Genomic DNA, 21,990 nt, shown 5'->3' with positions numbered 1-21,990 from the left:
TGTCAAATTTATTTTACATTTAATTCTATGCAATATTAGTTTACATAATACATCTTAGGGGAAGTTAAAAAAGTCCAGACCCTTTGCCTAACAGGGAGTCTGGACTTTTCTTTTTTTCTTCTTTATGCAAGATTTTACACATCATTGAGTTAGCAAGCTTTCATCGCTCCTCCAACACAAAAAGAGTGCATAAAAAACCTAGGTTTTATGCACTCTTTTTTATTAAATGTTATCAAATATCTTTTAGGTTAACGTTCCTAACTTTCATAACTGCAAAAACTATGCTTGCCAAAATATAATATATACCTAGAATGGATAAACTACTAGTTACGACATTTATAAAACCTTCACTCTTTATAAAAAATCTCCAAATCACGTTTGCTAATAAAAAAGTAACAGGAAAAAATATAAAAAATCCTAAAAAAGTTAATTTGGATGAATTACTCATAAACCTCACCTTCTCTAATTAGCATGTGCTAATCCGTATTCCATACCCATTTGGATCTATTTTATTTCTATTCCTCCTATAAAGAATAAAAATAGAATCTTTAATAATATACGGGAACACGTTCTAAATTCTTTTTCCTAGCTACAAAATAACGACTATAACTATCTACAAGTTCGTGTGTATCTGGATCAATCATAATGGGTTTATCTACGGTTCCATTCTTCTCAATACTTTCTTCTACTACCTTTTGTTTCGCCATTCCTGGGGTAAATTGAAGAAAGGTTTCGGGAACCTTAATTTCTTCTAAGGACATCCATTCTCTCGTTCCCTTTGGAACAAGAAGAGGCTTTTTCTCTTGCTGTTGTTTACTCTCTTCCTGAGGTTTAGTTTCTTCTTGTTTCTTAGCCCTTGAACCCTTTTTGAGCGTTTGTTTTGGTTGTTTCTTCTCTTTCCCTTTGTCCTCAATTTCTTGTATCTGCATACAGATAACGCCAATCTCACCTGTACATTGTTCAAACGGAATATCCAAACAAGGCTCCCCTTGTACAAGGAAGCGTCGTTGAGAAAATTCCTCCTGGCTTATATTTAATTTATTAAATTGTTTGAGACTCACTATAACGGTATAGGTAATTGGATTACTTTTAAAAGGGATTCCTTTTGGCGCATTTGGACTTCCCTTTTCCTCCATATCAAAAGCCAGGTACTTCCCATAGTCTTGAATTGAACTTGTTGGACAGCCTGTTAAACTGATTTTATGTGCCATCTTTAGTCCTTCTTCTCTCTATCTATGGTTTTAGTATATATACCCTTCCGTACAATTGAATAGAGCCAAAATACAAAATCCCAGGAAAATGATAATATACCATATTTTTATTATACTCCTTCTTTTTCCACGTTTGCTACAATAAAGAAGGAAAAGGGAAAGAGGTGTTATGAAATTGAAAAGTACAGGAATCGTGAGGAAAGTCGATCAATTAGGACGTTTAGTCTTACCAAAGGAACTAAGAAAAAACCTTTCTATTGAGAAGAATGATCCTTTAGAAATCTTTGTAGACGGGGATCAAATTATTTTCAGAAAATATCAGTACCATAAAGCATGTATGATTACAGGAAAAGTATCCGAAGACAATATGGTATTAGCAAATGGAAAAGTAGTACTCAGTAAAGAAGGAATGGAGATTCTTTCGAAAGAGGTAGGGAAAATCGACGTTTACGTCTAAAAGATAAATGATAAGTATGAATGAGTATGTATAGATGTGATGATAGGCCCGAATTTTGCATTTATCTCTTGTTTCGTGGGTGTTCCCCACTAAATGCAAAATTCAGGCCTCTTTTAATACTTGCTTTTCACTACTTATATGTCTTTTATAAATGGCTCTGTTAAATAATAGTGCTGATAATCTAATTATAAAAATAAAGGGCACTATTTAAAGTCCTTTTTGGGTATTCTAAATCATCTAATGTACTTGTTAGATGATTTACTTTTTTCCTTTATTCTTTTTGTTTTTATTATCAAAAAAACCAAATACAACTGCCAATGCAATAATTATTGCAACAAACGATGACCAATTCATTTTATCACCTTTTTATAAATTTAATTTTAGTAATGTACCCAGTTAGTTGAACACCGGCCCTACTATTCATACGTTCTTTATGAGTTATAAGTTTCATTATTTGGTAATAAACAACTTTCTATAATCCTTTTACCTACAGATTCATCATTGTTTCTATGCTCCACAACCTCTTACCCACTTATTAACTTTAATTGAATATCAACAAAGTTATGTAACATATCCTTCCTTATAAATAAAAAGAGGGTACACTCCTCCAAGAGTGGACCCTCTTTGCATTAGTTCTTCGTATTATACCCTTTAAAGTCATACCCGTAGATTTTCGTTAACTCCTGGAAACTTCTATAGGAGTATGTGATATTAACGGGCGTTCCCACTTGAACTTTGTCATATAACTTTTCCACATCAGTATTATGCATTCGAACGCAACCTAGGCTGACATATTTTCCAATACTACTTTCATTGTTATTTCCATGAATGCCATACGTATCACCATAAGTTCCATTGGCATTGATCCCTAACCAACGTTTCCCTAATGGATTGCGAGGATCTCCCCCAGGAATCTTTCCCGTGTAATATGGTCGATTCTTAATTTTATTCACGACTTTAAAAAACCCAACCGGTGTTTTATCCCACGTCTTCCCTGTTGCTACGGGCACCACCATTTCCAGATATCCATTATGATAATACGCTAGTTTATTGTAATACTTGTTAATAATGATAAGATCTTGATTGGCCGTGTTACTTGCTGCCTCCGTTTTGCCGGTTGCCATTCCACCTACTAGAAATACGAGTAAAGCTAAAACTGTCATGCTTTTAATGAGTATACTTTTCATAGCAACTGTTCCCCTTTTGTATCTATTTTTAAAAAAGTCTATAAATTCTAACTATATTATATACCATTACAGGAAATAATTACATATAATTTACAATTTAACCATATAATCTAAATTATTCCTTAACAAAAAAGCACCTTCTATAAAGAGAAGATGCTTGCTCATTAAAACATGTTAAATTGAAATTTTGATGAAAAGAGTGATCCTTAGTTACCTTAAATAAAATTTGATTATTCCCAAGGTACCTAAATTTCACTTTCAACTTGATTTATAACATCATTAAAATTCTTTTTTCGGTCTATTCCCATTGAAAGTGTTATAAGATAACCATCAAGGTCTTTCAAAACCAATTCACGAGCATTCCAAGGACGATCAATAGGACCTTCTAACACTACCGCACTGGCCTCGCTTGCTTTTTTTGAATATAGATCCACATCTTCTACAGAAAAGTTCAAAACAATTCCCTTCCCGTTAGAACTCACATCCTTTTGTTTTGATTCTGCAACTAACATTATGTCTTGTTACTTTTTGCCTCGAATATGAGCCATCATAACCTTTCCATCTTTATTCAGTAACTCAAACACGGATTCAAATTTTAAAACTTTCTTATACCAGCAAAGAGAGTTTTCCATATTACTGACAGAAAGTTTTACAAACAAAGGCATAGGATAAAATTCCATTATATTTCCCTCCATCACTGAGATACATAAAACATAAGTTATTACGTAACGTGAAGGTCAAGTGTTTATTTTTTAGCTGTCACTTGTAATTTAATATTATGTAAATGAGAAAGCTGTGTATCTCCACCAAATGCAAAATTTAGGTCTCTTTTCATACTCATTTTTCATTACCTCTCCCCTTTTATAAACAAAAAAGATCTACTTTTGAAGAGTAGACCTCTACTTCACTATTTCTACATATTGTAGCCTTTAAACTCATACCCATAAACTTTTGTTAACTCTTTAAAACTCTTATAGGAATATGTAATAGTAACAAGGGTTCCCACTTGTACTTTATCGTAAAGTTTTTCGACATCTATATTATGCATTCTAATGCACCCTTGGCTTACATATTTTCCGATGCTGCTTTCATTATTATTTCCGTGAATGGCATACGTATTTCCCGGAGTTCCATTGACATTTAAACCTAACCAGCGTTTTCCTAATGGATTGCGAGGATCTCCCCCTGGAATCTTTCCCGTATAATAAGGTCTGTTCTTAATTTTATTAACGATTTTATAAAATCCAACCGGTGTTTTATCCCACGTCTTTCCCGTTGCAACAGGCACCACCATTTCAAGATAACCATTATGATAATAAGCTAGTTTATTATAATACTTGTTTATAATAATGAGATCCTGATTCGTTGTATTACTTGCTGCCTCGCTTTTACCTGCTGTCATTCCACTTAGTAGGATCATGAGTAAAGCCAAAACAGTCATAGTTTTAAATAATTTCTTCATGAAAATGATTCACCTCTCTTATAGTGCACTTTATATAAAATAATAATCCCTTTATTAGAAAGATACCTGTTCATTAAATCATGATAAATAGAATTTTAGGTAAAAAGATTTATCCCTATTTACCATAAAATGAAAAAAACCAGCAAAATAGTTGGGATTCGAGGGGGAATTGTAATAATTACCAGATTTTTACCATCGCCTCCACCTTAAAATCGTCTAAATGTAAAAACTTGGATTCCTCCTTTTGTAAAGACTTAAATCGTAAAAAGACACAAAAAATAAGGGGTGATACATACTGTACATGTACAATATGTATCACCCTTTTACTGTTGGTTTATAAAAAATTTAATTATTATTCTATCTTTGTTGCTCCACAATCGCGCCCTATTGTGGTATTAGTGCTCTTATAATGTAGTAATAATCGGCCCTTCCTTCGTAAGGATAATGGTATGTTCGTATTGAGCCACAAAGCTTTCATTGGTTAAAAAGGTCCATCCATCTTCGGATTGGAAAACTTCCTCTTCAAATGTAGAGATCATAGGCTCAAAGGCAATGACCATACCATCTTTTAAAATTTCGTCATCCCATCGGTCGAAGTAATTGAAAATATGTTTTGGTTCTTCATGAATGGAGCGTCCAATACCGTGTCCAGTAAGATTTTTTATGACCGTTAAGCCATGCCTTTTCGCTACATTGTGTGCAGCTTTTCCGAGCGCGCTTTTTTTCACACCTGGCTTTGCCTTCTTAAGTCCAGCATCGAATGCTTCTTTAGCAACGTCACATATTTTCTGTAGGATGATCTCTCCTTTCCCTATTACAAAGGAGATTCCGGTATCCGCGAAATATCCGTTTTTTGAACCTGAAACATCAATATTTACAATGTCCCCTTCTTGAATGGTCCGTTTATTCTTCGGAACCCCGTGCGCTACTTCCTCATTTATGCTAATGCACGTATATCCAGGAAAATTGTATTCTCCTTTTGGGGCAGATTGAGCCCCTGCCTTTTCGAACATCTCTCTCGCAATTTCATCGAGTTCTTTTGTGGTCATTCCAGGCTTTGTACAATGAACTAATTCTTCCCGAATCGCTCCACAAATTTCACCAATTTCTTTTAATCCATTAAAATCTTCTTTCGTCTTTGCAACCATTGTATATCCTCCCTTTTTAAAGTATTTTATGATTAGTATTCCATTTAGTTTCTAGCATAAACAGAACGGGTTCTCTAAAATTTCTCCTTATAACCGTTAATAATGTACAGGAACACGATCTAAATTCTTTTTCTTGGCTACAAAATAACGACTATAACTATCTACAAGTTCGTGTGTATCTGGATTAATAATAATGGGTTTATCTACCGTGCCATTCTTCCCAATACTTTCTTCTACTGCCTTTTGTTTCGCTATTCCTGGTGTGAATTGCAGAAAAGGTTCTGGAACCTTAATGTCTTCTAAGGCCATCCACTCTCTTGTGCCTTCGGGAGCAAGAATTAACTTTTCGGTTTTCTCTTTTTTACTTTCTTCTTTATGATCGCTATTCTCTGGATTTTGAGCTCTTGATCCCTTTTTTGGTGTTTCTTTCTTTTCCTTTACTTTGTTTTCAATCTCCTGTATCTGCATACAGATCACGCCAATTTCACCCGTGCACTGTTCGAAAGGAATGTCTAAACAAGGCTCTCCTTGAACAACAAAACGTCGTTGAGAAAATTCTTCCTGATTTATATTTAATTTGTTAAATTGTTTGAGACTAAGCACAACCGTATAGGTAATGGTATTACTTTTAAATGGTATCCCTTTTGGTGCATTTGGACTTCCCTTTTCCTCCATATCAAAAGCCAGGTATTTCCCATAGTCTTGAATTGAGCTAGTCGGACAGCCAGTTACAGTAATTTTATGAGCCATCGTTCTCCCTCCCTTTCTCTCTTTCTATATGTCTAGTATATATACACTTATATACAATTGGGTAGAACAAAAGCCCAAAAATGATACAAAACCAGGGTTATAACCCATAATTTTGGTAATTTAGCATGTTATTATTCTATTTCCATATTTGCTACAATAAAATCATCACGGAAAAAAGGGGTTGTTGAATTGAAAAGTACAGGAGTTGTGAGGAAAGTTGATCAATTGGGTCGTGTGGTCTTACCAAAAGAGCTAAGAGAAAATCTTGCTATTGAAAAGAATGATCCTTTAGAAATCTTTGTAGACGAGAATCAAATCATCTTCAGAAAATATCAGTACCATAAAGCATGTATGATTAAAGGAAAGGTATCCGAGGACAATATGGTATTAGCCAATGGAAAAGTCATACTAAGTCGGGAAGGAATAGAGATTCTTTCTAAAGAAGTAGGGAAAATCGACGTTTATGTCTAAAAGATAAATGATAAGTATGAATGAGTAAGTATGGATGTGATGATAGGCCCGAATTTTGCATTTATCCTTTGTTTCGTGGATAGTTCCACTAAATGCAAAATTCAGGCCCCTTTTAATATGTGCTTTTCATTGCTTATAACTTCTTCATAAACAAAAAAAGGATCCACTCTCCAAGAGTGGATCCTGCGAGCATTACTTCGTATTATATCCCTTAAATAAATGTATACCCATAAACTTTTGTTAACTCCTCAAAACTTCTGTAGGAGTTTGTGATACTAACGGGCGTTCCTACTTGAACTTTATCATAAAGCTTTTCAACATCCGCATTATGCATTCGAACGCACCCTTGACTCACATATTTTCCGATACTGCTTTCATTGTTATTTCCATGGATTCCATACGTATCACCATAGGTCCCATCGGCATTGATTCCTAACCAACGTTTTCCTAATGGATTTCGAGGATCTCCCCCAGGAATCTTTCCTGTATAATATGGTCGATTCTTAATTTTATTCATGACTTTAAAAAATCCAACTGGTGTTTTATCCCACGTCTTCCCTGTTGCTACGGGCACCACCATTTCAAGGTATCCATTATGATAATAAGCTAATTTATTATAATACTTGTTAATAATGATGAGATCTTGATTGGCTGTGTTACTCACTGCCTCCGTTTTGCCTGTCATCATTCCACCTACTAGGAATACGAGTAAAGCGAATACTGTCATGGTTTTAATGAGTATACTTTTCATAGCAGCTGTTCCCCTCTTGGATGTTTTTAAAAATCTGTAAAATCTAATTATATTTTATAACAGCACAAAAAATAATCACATACCATTTACAATGTCTACATATAATCTAAATTATTTCTTAACAAAAGAAGCACCTTCTATAAAGAGAAGATGCTTTCTTATCATCCTTATTTACTTTTTAGTAGCCACTTTCACCTTAATATTGGCTAAATGCAAAAGCTTGGCTTCTTCCTTTTCTAAAGATTGAGTAGGGATCTTCTTCACCCACGCTTTTTTCATCCCATATCCATTCCATCGGAAGCTATTTTCCTTCAAGTAATCTCGATGATCATAACAATTGGAAACGCATAGATAATAATACGACTCAATTTTCATCGTATTCGCTTGCTCTATGACAATACACTTTTCATCAATCCATTGAGCAACCGTATTTTTTTCTTCTTCTACCCCGTCTTCATTGATTTCTCTCGTCCATGCTTGCTCTAAGGAGCTGTATTTATAACCCCGATTCTTTAATTTGTCTCTGATTGAAAACGACTGATAAACCCTTACAGCATATCGATCTTTTTTGTATTCCTGTTCTGGAACCTCCTACTCTTCAACGGGACCAAAGTGTTCTTCTAATCGTTTCTTATGGCACTATCGTCCTCCGTTAAAATATCTTCTATTGTCGCTAATCTCCTACCCATAGCTGTCAATAGAAGTTGATGAAAGACTTCATAAAACACTTTGATATGATTGCTTTTGGGACGAAATAGGTTCTGCATTTCTCACTTTAACCTTCATGACATTCATCCTTTTTCAAAATGAAGTACACTACCTTTTGAAAACCTGAAGAGCATAAGGGGTTTCTGCCCCCACCGAGGTGTGGGGTTAGGCAGAGCCTAACAAAACCATGGGTACAAAGAAAAGCGCCAAACGTCCCCCCGACGTCCCCTCATTTTTGCGTGATGTCCCCTCGACGCCCCCACAGGTTTTAACGGGTTTGAGATAAATCTTGCTCTTTTTCGTTTAACTTTTTGAGTTTTTCCTTTAACATTTTCTTCTCATCTTTATAAAGACTAATGCCCTCTTCTTTCATTCGAATCTCATTTTCTTTTAGTGAAATTTGAGCTTCCGTTTCAGTTTTTTCTATCCCAATTTGATACTCCATATCGGCTTTTAATTCACCAATTTCTTTTCGTAAAGCTCCCTGGATTTCCACCTCAACTACAACGGCTTTTTTAGAGAACTTCATTTTCTTTTTGACCTATTTTATCGGATATCGACCACTAATAACCTGTAAGCTTACCTATTCTTAGGTGACGTTTTTGTACTCGTAGGTATTTTTGTTTAATCAGAAGGGGTTGCCTGAACAAGTTCATCTTCTGGTTCTTTCTCCTCTGTTTTTGCCTTACTTCTCTCCCCATCTACACCTTCTGCTGCCATCAACTTTTGATACAGATCAAGCACTAAGACTTCTCCATATAAAGATAATTGTTTTAACCACCTCACGTCCCTGATATAAAACTTTAATCCGTCAGTCTATCCTTGAATGGACGTTTTCCAGCCCTTAAAAGGAAACGCCTCTCTATTTTATTTATTCAACTTTTTATCTTATCTCTCTATAAAAAATAGCCCTCACATCATGTGAGGGCTATACTCTATTCCTTAGAAGTGATCAAAAAATCGATTTCGGATTAACCTCTTGATAATTGACTTTACTTTTGGCTTCTGATTTATTTGGTTCTTCATTTACACGACGTTCCATTTGTACATAGGGAGACGTTTTCTCAAGGATAGATAAATCTTTTCGTGGAGATCCCTCTGAAAGGATACTCTCTTTTACTGTTAAGGCCTCTTTTCCTCTAAGGGCCTCTAAAATGAACATATCTCGACTCATTTCTTTATCGACATGATGATTTAAAACGCTCTCCGTTCCATACAGTTCAATCATATGGTACACAATTTTACGTAGAGATAGCGCAATGTTATCTTGATTTTCAAACCAATCATAAAACTCATCGGTTTCGTTGCTTTTAAACTTCCAGTTGTACTGTGTTTTTCTCTTTTTTTCGTTCGTCATACCTTTACATCACCACAGTTTCTTTGTATTCTTCTGTAAATAGGATGTTGCGATTTAAGATATCTAATCCTTTCACATTCATATCTACCGCATATTGTTCTGGAATCCAAAGGACTTTCGCATCTACAGAATCTGCAAATTCCTTTAAGAATTTATACATATCTTCTTTGAATTCAATAGATCCGCCACCATAGCAAGCCAAATATTCTGGTTCGCTGGATAAAGTTGTTGTATACTTACGTTCTACATCTTCCAAGATAAAATCGACTTGATTAATGCGCGCTTCACGTAGATAATGAACAGCTAAATCATGATCTTTTGGGTACTCATCTGGTCGCTCAATGTATTTCGCAAATTGCTGACGATTAATATTTAAGCCTTTTCGTTCTTCTTTCATGAGTTGGATCGCTTCTTCAACTGCATGGCCTACTCCACGTCTTTCTCCTGTACATTGCTCAGATTGTGGATTTATTCCTACTGAATAAATATACTCTGTTGTTCCACTTCCAATATCAATATGCATAATCTTCGAATTCATAAAATATGAACCATCTACCTTTTTCAATCCATATTCTTTAGAAAACTCTTTAAACATATCATTTGGTGCTTCAAAGATGGCGTATAATGCCGGAATACCTTCTTTTGTGACTTTTACTTGTGAGAAGTTTAATTCTACGGTTACTTGTTCTTGCCCTACATACACAATGACCACATGAGAAGTATCCATAAAACGTTCTTCTAACTGTCTCGCTGTCTCTATATTGTGTTGACTAGTTGGAATGGCACTACTCATACCCACTTCTGCTTTTATGGATTGAGGAAGGTTTCCTTCTGCATCGTAATGCTTATGTACAGCTCTCCTTGCTACATAACGTATTAATTAAAGGTAAATCACTACTATGTTTTTCATGAACGGCAATATCCATATTGCTTACGCCTTCTGTGGTTTGAATTGCTCGTTCTCCAATCATATATAAACCATCACGACGAATCGATGGGCTTGAAATATGTACGAGTAATCGATCAATGAGATTTGTTATGTTCTTTTTTACATCATTTTCATGAACTGATGGCTTTCGGTTAATTCGTTTATAAGCACTTGGAACTTTCACTACCTCTTTCATGCCTGGTTCAAGAATCTTCATTTTATCGTTTCCGATATCGTTCGCAAGGATCAACTTCATTACTACTCCCTTTTTTAATTATCCCAATTAGAATTCAACATATTTTATATTTGAAACTAACCTTTTTTTTATATAATTTAACTTAAATTATATAAAAAATTCTTAATCCATCTATCACCTGGCTAAGATTGATATTTCGAATAAATTAATTATATAATACATACCTTTTTTATATAAAAATGTTGAAAAATAAAATCTCTCAATACAAAAAAGTAAAAAACAATCATAATTTATACTTTTATTATATAAAATATAAATATTTCTATATAATTAGAGCAACAAAAGTAAAGAAATCAATTATTTTAAAATGTGAAATTTTCAGGTTACCTTGAGGAACAAGCCTACTAATTAGACTTTTGGGCTAAAATAAAGAACTTTAGTATTGTCACAGTATAAAGAACAGGATACGAACATGTTCTAGAATAAGAGAATGAAGCTTTATTCTTAATAGAAAAAGAATGAGAAATCTTAATCCTACTAATCTCTCCAAAAGGCATAACTTAATACCCAAGGAAAATCAATATCATTTTACGAGACATAAGAACAACTTTATTTTTTTTACACACAAGAGTATAATTTCATCACAAATACGAGGAATAGTAATAAAAACACCTTTAAACTCAGTATTATTAACGGTTTTAGATCACTGGAGAACAAGTCTTGTTCTCATCAAGAACAAGATTAGATTCCCCCATTTTATTACAGTATTCTCATCAAGAGAACAACATCGCGAACAAGAGCATAAGTTAATAAATCGTATTATTGTTTATTTAAAAGTTATAGTAAATAAATAAGAAGGAGAATATAGTTCAGCATAGAACTATTTGTTAAAATAAGAAATGTAGTAGTATTATTGAAAGTAAGAATAAAAGAGGAATAGGGTCTAGAATAGGATAAACAAATTTCATTCTTAATGGGAAAAGAACTAGGAATCTCAGTACACTTAAATTTCTTCTATAAGATACGACCTAATTCCAAAGGAAAATTATTATTATTTTATAAGACACGAGAACAGCTTTAAAATCTTTACACTCAAAAATATAAGCTTATTGCAAATAAGAGAGGTTTTATTTTCTACAAAAAGTGTTAATGATAACACCTTTAAAGCCAGTGTTATCAATGGTTCTAGAGAAATGGAGAACAAGCCTTGTTCTTATCGCGAACAAGGACGGGTCCTTTTATTTTATTGCAGTATTTCTAGCGCGGGAACAACTTTGCGAACAAGAGTGTGAATTAATTACTTTACTATGGAAGGTGAAAAAATGACAGAACAGGAGAATGAATTTGTATTTTTAGGTGGGGAAGTTTCTAAAAACCTTGGTATTCCTCGTAGTTCTTTAACGAAATATTGCTTGGCTTTAGAAGAAAAAGGGTATCGTTTTATAAGATATGAGAACAACTCGAGAGCCTTTACAAACAAAGATATAATCTTGTTACAAAGAATGAAAGACTTAGTTCGTGAGAAAAAAATGACAATGGAAACATCGGCTCAAGTAGTTTTATCAAAGCTTCCAGAAGACGAGAAAACTGGTACTAGTCTTAACCGTAACCACTATGAAACTGATCATTCAAATGAGATGGTTGTCGCCCAAGAACAGGTAGGCGAACAAGAGAACAAGGCGATAACTTTGATTATGAAGAAACTAGAACAGTTTAACGATGTTATGGATCGGTTAGACTTAATGGAACAGGAACTTAAAGAAATAAAATCACAAAATGAACTTTTACAAGAACAAAATGAGCAGCTTCAAACAAACGTGGAAGCGAATTCGTCAAAGAGAGATGAAAAACTTGTCTCATTAATGCGTGAGGTTCAAGAAACTAGAAAAATGATTGCAACTGCTAAAGAAAAGAAGTGGTGGAAATTCTGGTGAATCCAATAAATAGGGGGAATCCCTTATTTTCTTTTACTACTCTCTATTTAAATTAAAATGAGTTTCCTTTTAGGAGTTTGGTGGATTGTTATACATGATTTATTGATTTGGCTTTGAGATATAATATAATAATAGAAACTCTTATAACCATGGATTTCTATTTAATCACATCCTCAGTGATTCTGCTATAACTTCAAATAAATCAGGAAACCCTTTTATAAAGTAGTTCTTTACTATTTTTATAAAAGATGATTAAAAGAAAGAATAAATGCGAAAAAAATTATAGCAAAGAGAAAGAAACAACCTTATTCATTAAGATCTATAGCAACAATTCGAGAAAAATAGACAAGTTCTAGCATTATAGAGCTTTTTTATGTGAGAAAATATTACATAAATATTTTACATGAATTCTAAGGAGTCATTTTTATGACTCCTTACTTTTTCACAATTTTTTAACAAGTGGATACATAACTTCAAAAATTCAAATCACCGAAATAAGCTTTATTCTCGCCATTTCTTCATTTTTATCACTGATAACCCTAGCGATTTAACAACCTTTAGTTGGCAATAGTTACGCATAATGAGCCAAAATAGCCTTCATTTTCGCTATTTCTTCTTCTTCAGATACTACAGCTACAGACTCTTCGCTTTCTGTTCTATTCTTATCCTCTTGTTTTTCTTGGAACCAATCCGGCAACATTTCTTTACGCACAATTTTACGAGGGGTTACAACTACAGACTCTTCTTTATCTTTTTTATCTGCTGTTTGCACAAGTTCATTAAATTTATTTAAAGCAATACGATACACCAACTTACATTGCTCTTCAAAGCTCATAGAACGCGTTTTTATGTATGTAAATAAAGCATGAATAGATTCATAAGCAATCGAGTGAATATCCTTTTTAGAAAGAGTTATAGATACGGATTGACATACTTTTTGAGAAGCCACACGTACACGTATATAAAGATCTTTTAAAGAGTCTTTAAACACATCTTTAAAGGTTTGATTAATTAGTTTTGGGACTCCTTTGATAAAAGGAATCGTTTTGTACATAAAATGATTTTTAATATAATGATTTTTAGGTAAAGAATAGGTAGAAACTTTTTTTGCCTCTTCATCTTTACTCTCACAAGGGATTTCAGCATTTTCTGCTTGGACATCAGCTTGGACATCAAAGCCAAAATACGTTGTCCAATGGGCGAAATAGGGGTGGTTCACAAAGAAATAAACGGCAGCGCCTCGACCATTATGTTTAGAAGAAGAACGATGAGCCTTCACGATCTTTCCGGCTTCTTCTAATGTTTTCATGACACGACGGATTGTACGAGCAGAAATATCGTGTTTCTCAGCAAAATAAGTATCTTTCGCATAAACAAAGCCTTTATCTGTTGCTAGAAAGCAAATCATATCAATGGCGTTACGTGTTTCGGGTTTTAAACGAGCATATGAATCTCCAAATACAGACTCTACCATACTTAATAATTTATACTTCATTTGTTTCTGTTCATTTTGTGTTTTCGTATAAGATTCATAGTTTTGCATACGGGCAAAATCATCACTGAAAATTAACATATTTTCTCTCCTCTTTTCTGTAGGAAAAGAAAAAGGGTGTGTTTACCGTTTAAAAATTCGGTAAACACACCCTTTACGAAAGAGAGTACAATAAACCCTTGCAATAATTAAAGTTTTACTGTAAAATGCAGATAGAAACTTTAACTATTGTGAACAAGGTTTGAGGTAAGTGTTTACCGTGGTTTCGCACGGTGAGCCGTCGTAGGATGCTTCCAACATCGCTATGATTGCCTTGAACCTTTTTTCTATTCCGAACTGTCTAATTGCTGTTATTATAGCAAACTCTACCAATGTGCACAATGTATATTCGACCTATTTTTATAGATTTCCCTTAAATGAGTCATTATTTTTTTGTTTAATTTTTATCTTTTAGAACATAGTTCTAAAAGATAAATTGACTCTCATAAGGGCTGCCTGGTTGCAATTTGTCCATATTAAAATCTATGCCGTTTATAAATTTATAAAAAATAATTTTCAATATCCTCCGTTGTTAGAATTTCCGCATTGACTTTATATTCCTGACACCAGCTTAGAATCCTTTCTTTTCTCACTAGAGTGGTTGTATAAAAGATGAGTAAAGCTTGTTGGTTGCCCAAAGCTTGAAAGAGGGAACGATATAACCTAATTTTCTTCTTGTTTTCGAGCATCTTCTGTTTGAGATCCACTTCCACAAAGCAAATGACACCCTGAAGGGAAAAGCGAGCATCACAAATGAGCTTATATCTTTCTCCTTGAATCCTCCATTCATTCGGTCGTTCTACTTTCCAATCTTTCGGACATCCATAATACAAGTAAATATCATTCCGTCGCACTTTATGTTCGAGCTGGGTTAAATGAGGTTTGTTTTTCTCTGATCCAATGTGTTGACGTCCTTTCTTCGATAGATAATAGACGTTTTCATGCAGACGTTTGTGGTTTAAAAAGGGACTCATATTATACAGAACGCGATTAGCATTTCGGACACTCTTCAACTGAAATAGAGTTTGAAGTTGGGACCGACTCATACACTCTAATTTATCCAAGGCGTACATAATCTTCTCCTGTCTCGTTTGGCACAACTGTTTGTTTTGCAACTTCATACCCTCCAATCCGTTTCCATATCTCATCATGATTGAGATAGGGGACTTGCACTTCTTTTACTTCATGCGTTTTAATCAACGCACGCCCTTTAATATCTGAAGGTAAGGTTTCGGCTCCATACGCATCAAGAGCTACCTTGGAGGCATAATCACTTCCTAAGCGAAAACTCACCTTTAAATCCGCATTTTGCTTAATAGAGCCATTCAACACATTCGAAGTAGGGTATTGGGTTCCATACACCAATCGAACGCCCAGAGCGCCTCCTATGCGCGCGATTTCACTTAAGATCGATTGACATTGTGCTAACGTCTTCTTTTCTTCTTTCTCCATAAATTTTTCAGGGGTCAGTTGGGCGGCTTCATCAATCAACACAAACAGACGTTGAGAGAGGGGAGTGTCTACAATGTTGGACCATCCTTGACGCTTAAAACGGTCCATACGTTCTTTCATATCCTCCTGGACCTGTTTCAATGCGTATAAAGCCTCAATAGGATCACTGGCTATACGTTTAACTTGCTGAAGATTCTTATATCGGTCAAACTCTAATCCACCTTTTAAATCGATGATTATGAATTGAGCATCCTGGGGATGATGCTCAATCAGATAGGTCATCATTACCTTCATCATCACCGTTTTCCCAAAGCGAGTCGTTCCGGAAATGGTGGTATGTGGGGTATGGTCGAAATGGTGAAAGTGCCACCCCTGGCGGTTTTTCCCTAATGGAACCATCCATCCTTTTCGATAGGGAGCCTCTTGATACGACACATAGGAAGGCATTTTATGCTTTAAAATTTCAATGATAAGCCATTTCTTAAAGGATACGTTCACTTCTTGATCTAAGGTAACGGATAAAATCTGTTGTAACGTTCGCAATGTTTTTTCTTCTAAAGCTAAAGGGGTGCGATAAATGAGCTTGATTTGTTTCGAGCTTTTACACTCTCGAACAAGCTGAGGATATCGACTGTTTTTTCCGTCTTTCACGTGGATATGGTAGTGCTCAAAGATCTGTTGAACGATACGCTGTTCCTCACTCGATGTATTCCTTCCAAACCATAAGGCTGCGGCACTCGTTAAAACCGGAATCGCCATGAGCTCCCACATGATTTTTCCTCCTCCTTATTTATCTTCTATAGATAGTTCCTTAAAAAAGGAAGCTTCCAAATGTTGTTCTGATCATCATGAACCTATTCCTTTTTCTCTACTAGCCTGGTCGGAACATTGGTCATAAGAAAGGAAGAAAAGAGGACAACGTGTATAAAAAATAGAGCAAGCTTCCCAAGATGCCAACGTTCATTCCAATCTGCATGATCACTCTCACTTTCGATTTGTCGACCCATCCTTTTTTCTCTGCATAGATCACCGTAAATAACACTAGGCTTGTTCCTAGGACTGTAACCATCTGAACGCCTCCTAAGTTGGTATAGTCGATTGTATGTTGTATGGCTTGTTCAACTTACCTTATCTCGAAATTTTTTTCGCTAGAGTACGAAATCTTATGTTTAAGAATCCTAAATAGTGTACATAATGCTGGATAGTTACGAATAAAATGGGAGTGGTTAGATTGGCCGGAAAACAAAGAGGTAAATTAGGAAAGTGGCTTGATAAGAAGGGGATTAAACAAGAATGGATAGTGAAAGAAACAAAATTAGCTCGTAGTACAGTAAGCGATATTTGTTCAGGGAGACGAACTCCTACAACTCCTACATTAAAAAAGTTAATGGGGGCCCTTAGAAAGGTAGATAGGAATGCTAAAGTCGATGATTTTTTCGATATCTAGAATCATAGGTTGGAATATTGTCGTGAAAAAGCGAATAGTTATATATCATAAATATACTTAAGACCGCCTTATACACTAATGGATACCGGGCGGTCTTTGTTATTGGTATTCCAATAAGTTAACTTAATTTCAATATAGAGACTATGTGCTGATCAGGTCTAACTAGTGCAAATACAAAATCCCTGCCATCTTTTCTATATTTAGAGTCAGCACCTATATGCAAAAATTCTTTACAAATAGGATATTCTGAGTCCTGGCACAGAGATTTAAAGTACTTTTGCTCACGTTTTGGATGATATTTACCAATGGAAATAAACATATGTTTAGTCGTATTTTGCTCTAGGGGATGGGACCCTTCCTCATTTGAAATATACGGCATCCTCTTACCTAGGATCCATTTTCCATAAGATTTTAAATTACTAGCAGATTTCGAGACATATTGATCCACTGCACCGAAAACTGGTAGAATTTGATTCAAAAGAGCATCCTTCTCAATAGTCTTTTTTTTAAATAATGGAATATATCCAAGAAACTTTAATATAATTGATCGTCCAGTAGCCAGGATTGGATTGCTTATTGCCATATTTCTAAAGATTATAGCGTTATTATCTTGTATTTCGTCAGCTCCCACTTTTTGTTCCCTTGAATAATCTTGGAGAAGTCTAGTAAGATTATGTTGTTTATTTACTGAAAGAGCCAATCTCCAGCCAAGCCTCCAAGCTCCAAGTACTCCCACCATCATACCTGCTCCTGCAGAGGGTCCCATGGCATGAGCAGAATCCCCAGCTAATACCCATCTTCCTTTATGATATTTATTACTTTGGCCTTCACCTAGTCTAAATGCACTTACCCATAGTATACGTTTAATCTTTACATTTGGTAGCTTTTCATTTAAAAGTCCTCGAACGAATTCAAAACTACTTGCTTTTTCCCGATCTTCTCCCTTATTTATTCTATAAATCAGTCTCCAACGTTGAGGTGCAAAGTAAAAAAAACCATAAGGTCTTTCGGGATCTAAAATAATATTTGAAACATCCTTAGGAAGATCACAATTTAATTCAAAATCTGCAACTCCTGAGTTTAAACCAAAATCCCTCCAATTCTTTTCTATTTCTAACTTTTCTCTGACCATTGTTTTGCTACCATCACATCCAACTCCAAAAGGAGCATAGATTTTATAGCTCTCATCTTCATATTGAACCTTAACCATTACACTCTCTTCCGTTTGTCCAATATCAATTACTTCATGTCCTCTTCTGATTTCCACTAATCCAGTCTCCAGAGCTGCTTTTTCAAGGATTGTCTCTGTTTCGTGCTGAGGAAGTTGGAGGGAATAACTATAAGGTGTTTGCAATGTTGTGAAAGGTAAAACAAGTAATTCACGATGTTGGTTTCTAAATTGATGGAAAGTACGAAAAACACCTTTCTCATGAAATTTTTCATAAATTCCTAACCAATTTAACAATTCCAATCCCCGAGGCATCCATGTTATTGCCCTAGATTCATCTAATGGAGTAGCTTCTTTCCTTTTTTCAAGAATTAATGAAGAAACATTATAACGAGCCAATATAAGTGATAAAGTTAGTCCTACCGGTCCTCCACCTACTATAACTACCTTATTTGTAATGTTATTCATCTTTATTCACTTTCTACTCCTTTTCAAAGTGTGATTTGGATCCAAATGTTAATAAATATTTACCCCATAGTTAGTGCAGACTGCTTTAGTGAGGGAAATTTCATATCATCTGGATCCATTTGAAGTATAGATAAAACTACTCTTTAAATTTTACTCTTCGTAAAGGATATATATGAAGCTGGTAAAGCTATTATAAGGAGTATAATCCAAATAATTAATGAGTTTACATAATTCCATCCAACGACATGAAATAAGATAATATCTTGAATTGATTCATATACATAGGAAGGGGGGATAATAATATTTAAATTTCTGGCTAATTCAGGTAAAGTAGCAACACTGCTGAATCCTCCTGAAACAAAGAAGAAGGCAAATGACAATATAATTGAAATTGGTAAAGTAATCCTGTTTGTCTTTACTAATAATCCTAGAAGAATCCCAACAGCCGAGCTTGAAATAACTACTATTAAAATAAGAACGATAAGTTCAGCTATGTGGCTCTCTATGTGCAAATTAAATATAAAAATATTAATTAACAATAAAATGAAGAATATTGTTAGAGAGAGTAAACTAGATGAAAGTAACTTTGATATAATGAAATTCCATTTTGAAGTAGGCGATAAAAGTACCTCTTTTATAGTTGTTTCTTCCCATTCCTGAACTACAATAGAGGATCCAAATACAACCCCACCAAACATAAGGGAGAATATAAGAACGCCTAAAGCTATATATGTTTTTCGAGGTGTATCATCCGAAAATGTTGTCTGAAATTCCGGCGATACTAAATCATTCTTAATACTTTCTCCTGCATATTTATCCTGAAAATTTCTTAGGACATGTTCAAGCCTTAATCTTGTATTTTTTGACATATCAGTATTTACATTATACTGATATGTTTTTATACTTGGTGAATTACTCTTGGCAAACTTTTCATCAAAATCCTCTGGAATGTTAATCACCATGGTAAGTCTTCCTTTATGTGCTAACTCATTAGCCTTATCTTTATCCATAGTGATTATAGCAAAATAAGGTGAGATATTAGATTTTGCAGACTGTATTTCTTCTACTAACTCTTGAGAATACGGTCCTTCTGACTCAACAACTAGACCAATTGGCCATTTATCTCCATCCCCACTAAATAATATTACAGAAATAAATAATAAAATTAAGGGGGCCATACAAGCTGCAGTAAAGGTTACAGGATCACGTCTAGTGACCTTTAAATCCTTCTTTATTAGCCCTAATATCACATTTAGTTTAATCACTTTTGTCACTCCTTTAATAAACTTTAGGTCTAGGCGCTTGTTTAAGTCCTTTGCTGAGATATAAGGAAGCTAAAAATATTATTACTAAGCTCGAGCCAAATACAATTAGTAGATACATAAAGAAGTTATCTAAAAACTCAGTGTTCATAATTAAATGGCCAGCTTTAAATGCATAATAAGGTGGTAAAATCTTAGAGAAATAGTATACATATTGAGATATTCCCCCCCAAGCTAAACCATCTAGAGGACTAAATCCTCCTCCTATAATTAGGGACACTACTGCAATAATTATATTGATTTGAATTGTAGGCAAAATTCTCTTAGTAAGGGAACCAATTAAGACCCCTATACCTACACCTAAAAGGGCCGTTATTAATACTAACAAAGATATTAATAATAAACTTCCGGTAGGTTTAAATCCCTGAATTAAGTAAATTAGTAGATAGATAATACCTCCACTGATAAATGTAGGTATTAAACCTGAAAGCATCTTACCTATTACAAGATAAGTTTTAGATACAGGGGATAAAAGTAGTTCTTTAACAGTATCCTCTTCCCATTCCCTTGCAATTAAGACTCCTGTATTAACCATCCCTCCGTAGAGAAAGGCGAACACTAGGAGACTAGATGCCATATACGTTAACATAGGTATATCTTTTGAAACCCAAGATTGTTCTTTTATTGATATTTGCTTATCAGCATCGAATTTATTGTGATTATAATAATTTATAAGCTCATCTAATCTTAATTGATAGTTTTTAGTATAATCACTATTCACGTTATGAGTTTTCATAGTAACCTTGGAGTTTTCGTCAAATCTTTCCGGTATAATTACAACAGACATTACTTCTCTATTATTAAACATATTCATAGACTCTTTAGCGTCTGTAGACACTATCTCCCAATAAGATGCTTCCAAATCTCTCTTATCATCAAGTTTCTCACTAAATAATGAAGTAAACTCTTTAGAGTTAGCGTTGTTAGCATTGTCCACAAGAGCAATAGGAACTGTCGCACTTCCCGAAGTAATGATACTAAAAAAAATGTAAAACATTATAGGGAGAACAATGGATATCCCTATGTAAAAGGGTTCACGTAACATCAGTCTGGTATCCTTTTTTATTATTGACCATATTACTCTCATTAGTCTCTCAACTTCCTTCCAGTGAAATGTAAAAAGACATCATTTAAGCTTGGTTCTCTCATTGATATTTTTAAAATTTTTAAATTATTTTCGCTTACAACCGAGATAATATCAGGAATAATATCTTCTTTTTCTTCATTTAGAAGCGTTAGAAGATATTGGGGATTTTTGTCTTCAACTTTCTTAACTGATTTAAAACAGTTAAAAGATTCGGCTAGTGATTTCTGATGAGGGGATACTTCTAATTCGATGATACCCTCCCCAACTTTCTCCTTTAAATTAGAAGGAGTATCCATTTCAATTAGTTTTCCTCGATCTATAATGGCAAGACGATCACAAAGATATTCTGCTTCCTCCATAACATTAGTCGTTAAAAGTATTGTTTTTCCTTGCATCTTCAATTCTAATATTTGGTTCCAGATAGCGTTTCTAGCTTGCACATCTACTCCCAATGTAGGTTCATCCATAATAATAATATTAGGATTTGTAAGCATCGCTCTAGCAAGTAGAAGTCTTCTCTTCATCCCTCCGGAGTAATTTCCTGCTCTGTCATTGCGACGGTCGTAAAGCTGTACAATGTCTAATACTTCTTTAATCCTCTGTTCTTTAACTTTCTTAGAAACATTATAATAATCAGCATGAAATGCTAAATTTTCATATCCTGTCAATTTCATATAAATAGCTGTTTCTTGAGGAACCATACCTAGAAGTTCTCTTGCTTTATTTGTATTTGCTACGCTATCAATTCCATAAATATATGAGTTACCTTGAGTCGGCCGAGATAGTCCAGTTATACTATTAATCAATGTAGTTTTCCCTGAACCATTAGGTCCTAACAACCCAAATATTTCACCTCCCTGTATCTCTAAGTTGATATTATCAAGTGCTTTAAAGTTTCCAAAATTCTTCGTAATCCCTATACATTTAATAGCTATTCCACACATAAGTATGCTCC

25 protein-coding genes are annotated in these 21,990 nt (G+C 34.4%); 4 read left to right on the top strand and 21 right to left on the bottom strand.

Going from position 1 to position 21,990, the window contains the following annotated elements; translation table 11 throughout:
• Positions 1–548: 548 nt before the first annotated feature.
• The gene (locus tag BM012_RS20680; protein ID WP_061803919.1) at positions 549–1,211 is read right to left on the bottom strand and encodes a ParB N-terminal domain-containing protein; all 663 of its coding nucleotides are present in this window, start codon (positions 1,209–1,211) and stop codon (positions 549–551) included.
• A gap of 175 nt (positions 1,212–1,386) precedes the next feature.
• Between BM012_RS20680 and BM012_RS20675 the strand changes: the two genes are divergently transcribed.
• Positions 1,387–1,668, top strand: coding sequence for an AbrB/MazE/SpoVT family DNA-binding domain-containing protein (locus tag BM012_RS20675; RefSeq protein WP_061803943.1), 282 nt, complete (start codon positions 1,387–1,389; stop codon positions 1,666–1,668).
• 629 nt (positions 1,669–2,297) lie between these two features.
• Here the strand turns inward: BM012_RS20675 and BM012_RS20670 are convergent.
• The 6 genes from BM012_RS20670 to BM012_RS20650 form a co-directional block, all read right to left on the bottom strand.
• Entirely contained in the window at positions 2,298–2,855 is a 558-nt protein-coding gene (locus BM012_RS20670; protein ID WP_061803918.1) for a L,D-transpeptidase, read from the bottom strand.
• Between the two features lie 245 nt (positions 2,856–3,100).
• Positions 3,101–3,367 (bottom strand): VOC family protein, encoded by a 267-nt coding sequence (locus BM012_RS26950; RefSeq protein WP_235606139.1) that lies wholly within the window; start codon positions 3,365–3,367, stop codon positions 3,101–3,103.
• Positions 3,368–3,376: 9 nt separating this feature from the next.
• Positions 3,377–3,535 (bottom strand): hypothetical protein, encoded by a 159-nt coding sequence (locus BM012_RS26945; protein WP_235606138.1) that lies wholly within the window; start codon positions 3,533–3,535, stop codon positions 3,377–3,379.
• Positions 3,536–3,768: 233 nt separating this feature from the next.
• Entirely contained in the window at positions 3,769–4,317 is a 549-nt protein-coding gene (locus BM012_RS20660; protein ID WP_061803917.1) for a L,D-transpeptidase, read from the bottom strand.
• 404 nt (positions 4,318–4,721) lie between these two features.
• Positions 4,722–5,465 carry a type I methionyl aminopeptidase gene (gene map, locus BM012_RS20655; RefSeq protein ID WP_061803916.1) on the bottom strand — a complete coding sequence of 248 codons (744 nt, stop codon included), beginning with the start codon at positions 5,463–5,465 and terminating at the stop codon, positions 4,722–4,724.
• 96 nt (positions 5,466–5,561) lie between these two features.
• Positions 5,562–6,215, bottom strand: a complete 654-nt coding sequence (locus BM012_RS20650) for a ParB N-terminal domain-containing protein (RefSeq protein WP_061803915.1) — start codon at positions 6,213–6,215, stop codon at positions 5,562–5,564.
• A gap of 189 nt (positions 6,216–6,404) precedes the next feature.
• Here BM012_RS20650 and BM012_RS20645 point away from each other — a divergent pair, with 189 nt between their 5' ends.
• Positions 6,405–6,686: an AbrB/MazE/SpoVT family DNA-binding domain-containing protein gene (locus tag BM012_RS20645; protein WP_061803914.1), complete on the top strand. Its 282-nt coding sequence runs from the start codon at positions 6,405–6,407 to the stop codon at positions 6,684–6,686.
• Between the two features lie 211 nt (positions 6,687–6,897).
• Here BM012_RS20645 and BM012_RS20640 read toward each other — a convergent pair whose 3' ends face one another.
• The 6 genes from BM012_RS20640 to BM012_RS26940 all read right to left on the bottom strand — a co-directional run bounded on the left by BM012_RS20640 (position 6,898) and on the right by BM012_RS26940 (position 10,686).
• Complete coding sequence (locus BM012_RS20640) at positions 6,898–7,437, bottom strand: L,D-transpeptidase (RefSeq protein ID WP_235606137.1); 540 nt, start codon at positions 7,435–7,437, stop codon at positions 6,898–6,900.
• 171 nt (positions 7,438–7,608) lie between these two features.
• Positions 7,609–7,812 carry a hypothetical protein gene (locus BM012_RS26175; protein WP_139210406.1) on the bottom strand — a complete coding sequence of 68 codons (204 nt, stop codon included), beginning with the start codon at positions 7,810–7,812 and terminating at the stop codon, positions 7,609–7,611.
• 601 nt (positions 7,813–8,413) lie between these two features.
• Positions 8,414–8,674, bottom strand: a complete 261-nt coding sequence (locus BM012_RS20635) for a hypothetical protein (RefSeq protein WP_061803913.1) — start codon at positions 8,672–8,674, stop codon at positions 8,414–8,416.
• A 423-nt stretch (positions 8,675–9,097) separates the two neighbouring features.
• Positions 9,098–9,502, bottom strand: a complete 405-nt coding sequence (locus tag BM012_RS20630; RefSeq protein ID WP_061803912.1) for a hypothetical protein — start codon at positions 9,500–9,502, stop codon at positions 9,098–9,100.
• Positions 9,503–9,506: 4 nt separating this feature from the next.
• Entirely contained in the window at positions 9,507–10,295 is a 789-nt protein-coding gene (locus tag BM012_RS20625; protein WP_235606136.1) for a ParM/StbA family protein, read from the bottom strand.
• Between the two features lie 52 nt (positions 10,296–10,347).
• On the bottom strand, positions 10,348–10,686 hold the full coding sequence (locus tag BM012_RS26940; RefSeq protein ID WP_235606135.1) for an acetate and sugar kinases/Hsc70/actin family protein: 339 nt from the start codon (positions 10,684–10,686) through the stop codon (positions 10,348–10,350).
• A 1,262-nt stretch (positions 10,687–11,948) separates the two neighbouring features.
• On the opposite strand from BM012_RS26940, the gene BM012_RS20620 reads away from it, so the two are divergent.
• The gene (locus tag BM012_RS20620; protein ID WP_061803911.1) at positions 11,949–12,560 is read left to right on the top strand and encodes a DUF3967 domain-containing protein; all 612 of its coding nucleotides are present in this window, start codon (positions 11,949–11,951) and stop codon (positions 12,558–12,560) included.
• A gap of 571 nt (positions 12,561–13,131) precedes the next feature.
• Here the strand turns inward: BM012_RS20620 and BM012_RS20615 are convergent.
• From BM012_RS20615 to BM012_RS26555, 4 genes are all read right to left on the bottom strand, one after another.
• A complete protein-coding gene (locus tag BM012_RS20615) occupies positions 13,132–14,133 on the bottom strand; it encodes a hypothetical protein (protein ID WP_074842886.1) in 1,002 nt (333 codons plus the stop codon).
• A gap of 458 nt (positions 14,134–14,591) precedes the next feature.
• Positions 14,592–15,164, bottom strand: a complete 573-nt coding sequence (locus tag BM012_RS20610; RefSeq protein WP_061804062.1) for a replication-relaxation family protein — start codon at positions 15,162–15,164, stop codon at positions 14,592–14,594.
• Positions 15,148–16,314 carry an FtsK/SpoIIIE domain-containing protein gene (locus BM012_RS20605; protein ID WP_061804063.1) on the bottom strand — a complete coding sequence of 389 codons (1,167 nt, stop codon included), beginning with the start codon at positions 16,312–16,314 and terminating at the stop codon, positions 15,148–15,150. The genes BM012_RS20610 and BM012_RS20605 overlap by 17 nt, the downstream gene beginning before the upstream one ends.
• Positions 16,315–16,435: 121 nt before the next feature.
• Positions 16,436–16,612: a hypothetical protein gene (locus BM012_RS26555; protein ID WP_167360156.1), complete on the bottom strand. Its 177-nt coding sequence runs from the start codon at positions 16,610–16,612 to the stop codon at positions 16,436–16,438.
• A 162-nt stretch (positions 16,613–16,774) separates the two neighbouring features.
• Between BM012_RS26555 and BM012_RS20600 the strand changes: the two genes are divergently transcribed.
• The gene (locus BM012_RS20600; protein ID WP_242068036.1) at positions 16,775–16,990 is read left to right on the top strand and encodes a helix-turn-helix transcriptional regulator; all 216 of its coding nucleotides are present in this window, start codon (positions 16,775–16,777) and stop codon (positions 16,988–16,990) included.
• 118 nt (positions 16,991–17,108) lie between these two features.
• Here BM012_RS20600 and BM012_RS20595 read toward each other — a convergent pair whose 3' ends face one another.
• The 4 genes from BM012_RS20595 to BM012_RS20580 all read right to left on the bottom strand — a co-directional run bounded on the left by BM012_RS20595 (position 17,109) and on the right by BM012_RS20580 (position 21,979).
• Positions 17,109–18,626 (bottom strand): FAD-dependent oxidoreductase, encoded by a 1,518-nt coding sequence (locus tag BM012_RS20595; RefSeq protein WP_061804065.1) that lies wholly within the window; start codon positions 18,624–18,626, stop codon positions 17,109–17,111.
• 143 nt (positions 18,627–18,769) lie between these two features.
• Complete coding sequence (locus tag BM012_RS20590) at positions 18,770–19,891, bottom strand: ABC transporter permease (protein ID WP_061804066.1); 1,122 nt, start codon at positions 19,889–19,891, stop codon at positions 18,770–18,772.
• A gap of 13 nt (positions 19,892–19,904) precedes the next feature.
• Positions 19,905–21,035 (bottom strand): ABC transporter permease, encoded by a 1,131-nt coding sequence (locus BM012_RS20585; protein WP_061804067.1) that lies wholly within the window; start codon positions 21,033–21,035, stop codon positions 19,905–19,907.
• Complete coding sequence (locus tag BM012_RS20580) at positions 21,035–21,979, bottom strand: ABC transporter ATP-binding protein (protein WP_061804068.1); 945 nt, start codon at positions 21,977–21,979, stop codon at positions 21,035–21,037. The genes BM012_RS20585 and BM012_RS20580 overlap by 1 nt, the downstream gene beginning before the upstream one ends.
• Positions 21,980–21,990: the final 11 nt, after the last annotated feature.

Origin of the sequence: Priestia endophytica DSM 13796 (genome assembly GCF_900115845.1) — a bacterium.
Classification (GTDB): domain Bacteria; phylum Bacillota; class Bacilli; order Bacillales; family Bacillaceae_H; genus Bacillus_I; species Bacillus_I endophytica.
The sequence above is the reverse complement of the archived record's forward strand: the minus strand, read 5'-3'. Positions and strand labels throughout refer to the sequence as shown.

Bases quoted from the DNA above. Each gene is read 5' to 3' on its own strand.
- BM012_RS20680 (WP_061803919.1), bottom strand. From the start codon at position 1,211: ATGGCACATAAAATCAGTTTAACAGGCTGTCCAACAAGTTCAATTCAA.
- BM012_RS20670 (WP_061803918.1), bottom strand. From the start codon at position 2,855: ATGAAAAGTATACTCATTAAAAGCATGACAGTTTTAGCTTTACTCGTA.
- BM012_RS26950 (WP_235606139.1), bottom strand. From the start codon at position 3,367: ATGTTAGTTGCAGAATCAAAACAAAAGGATGTGAGTTCTAACGGGAAG.
- BM012_RS26945 (WP_235606138.1), bottom strand. From the start codon at position 3,535: ATGGAATTTTATCCTATGCCTTTGTTTGTAAAACTTTCTGTCAGTAAT.
- BM012_RS20660 (WP_061803917.1), bottom strand. From the start codon at position 4,317: ATGAAGAAATTATTTAAAACTATGACTGTTTTGGCTTTACTCATGATC.
- map (WP_061803916.1), bottom strand. From the start codon at position 5,465: ATGGTTGCAAAGACGAAAGAAGATTTTAATGGATTAAAAGAAATTGGT.
- BM012_RS20650 (WP_061803915.1), bottom strand. From the start codon at position 6,215: ATGGCTCATAAAATTACTGTAACTGGCTGTCCGACTAGCTCAATTCAA.
- BM012_RS20640 (WP_235606137.1), bottom strand. From the start codon at position 7,437: ATGAAAAGTATACTCATTAAAACCATGACAGTATTCGCTTTACTCGTA.
- BM012_RS26175 (WP_139210406.1), bottom strand. From the start codon at position 7,812: ATGAAAATTGAGTCGTATTATTATCTATGCGTTTCCAATTGTTATGAT.
- BM012_RS20635 (WP_061803913.1), bottom strand. From the start codon at position 8,674: ATGAAGTTCTCTAAAAAAGCCGTTGTAGTTGAGGTGGAAATCCAGGGA.
- BM012_RS20630 (WP_061803912.1), bottom strand. From the start codon at position 9,502: ATGACGAACGAAAAAAAGAGAAAAACACAGTACAACTGGAAGTTTAAA.
- BM012_RS20625 (WP_235606136.1), bottom strand. From the start codon at position 10,295: ATGAGTAGTGCCATTCCAACTAGTCAACACAATATAGAGACAGCGAGA.
- BM012_RS26940 (WP_235606135.1), bottom strand. From the start codon at position 10,686: ATGAAGTTGATCCTTGCGAACGATATCGGAAACGATAAAATGAAGATT.
- BM012_RS20620 (WP_061803911.1), top strand. From the start codon at position 11,949: ATGACAGAACAGGAGAATGAATTTGTATTTTTAGGTGGGGAAGTTTCT.
- BM012_RS20615 (WP_074842886.1), bottom strand. From the start codon at position 14,133: ATGTTAATTTTCAGTGATGATTTTGCCCGTATGCAAAACTATGAATCT.
- BM012_RS20610 (WP_061804062.1), bottom strand. From the start codon at position 15,164: ATGTACGCCTTGGATAAATTAGAGTGTATGAGTCGGTCCCAACTTCAA.
- BM012_RS20605 (WP_061804063.1), bottom strand. From the start codon at position 16,314: ATGTGGGAGCTCATGGCGATTCCGGTTTTAACGAGTGCCGCAGCCTTA.
- BM012_RS26555 (WP_167360156.1), bottom strand. From the start codon at position 16,612: ATGGTTACAGTCCTAGGAACAAGCCTAGTGTTATTTACGGTGATCTAT.
- BM012_RS20595 (WP_061804065.1), bottom strand. From the start codon at position 18,626: ATGAATAACATTACAAATAAGGTAGTTATAGTAGGTGGAGGACCGGTA.
- BM012_RS20585 (WP_061804067.1), bottom strand. From the start codon at position 21,035: ATGAGAGTAATATGGTCAATAATAAAAAAGGATACCAGACTGATGTTA.
- BM012_RS20580 (WP_061804068.1), bottom strand. From the start codon at position 21,979: ATGTGTGGAATAGCTATTAAATGTATAGGGATTACGAAGAATTTTGGA.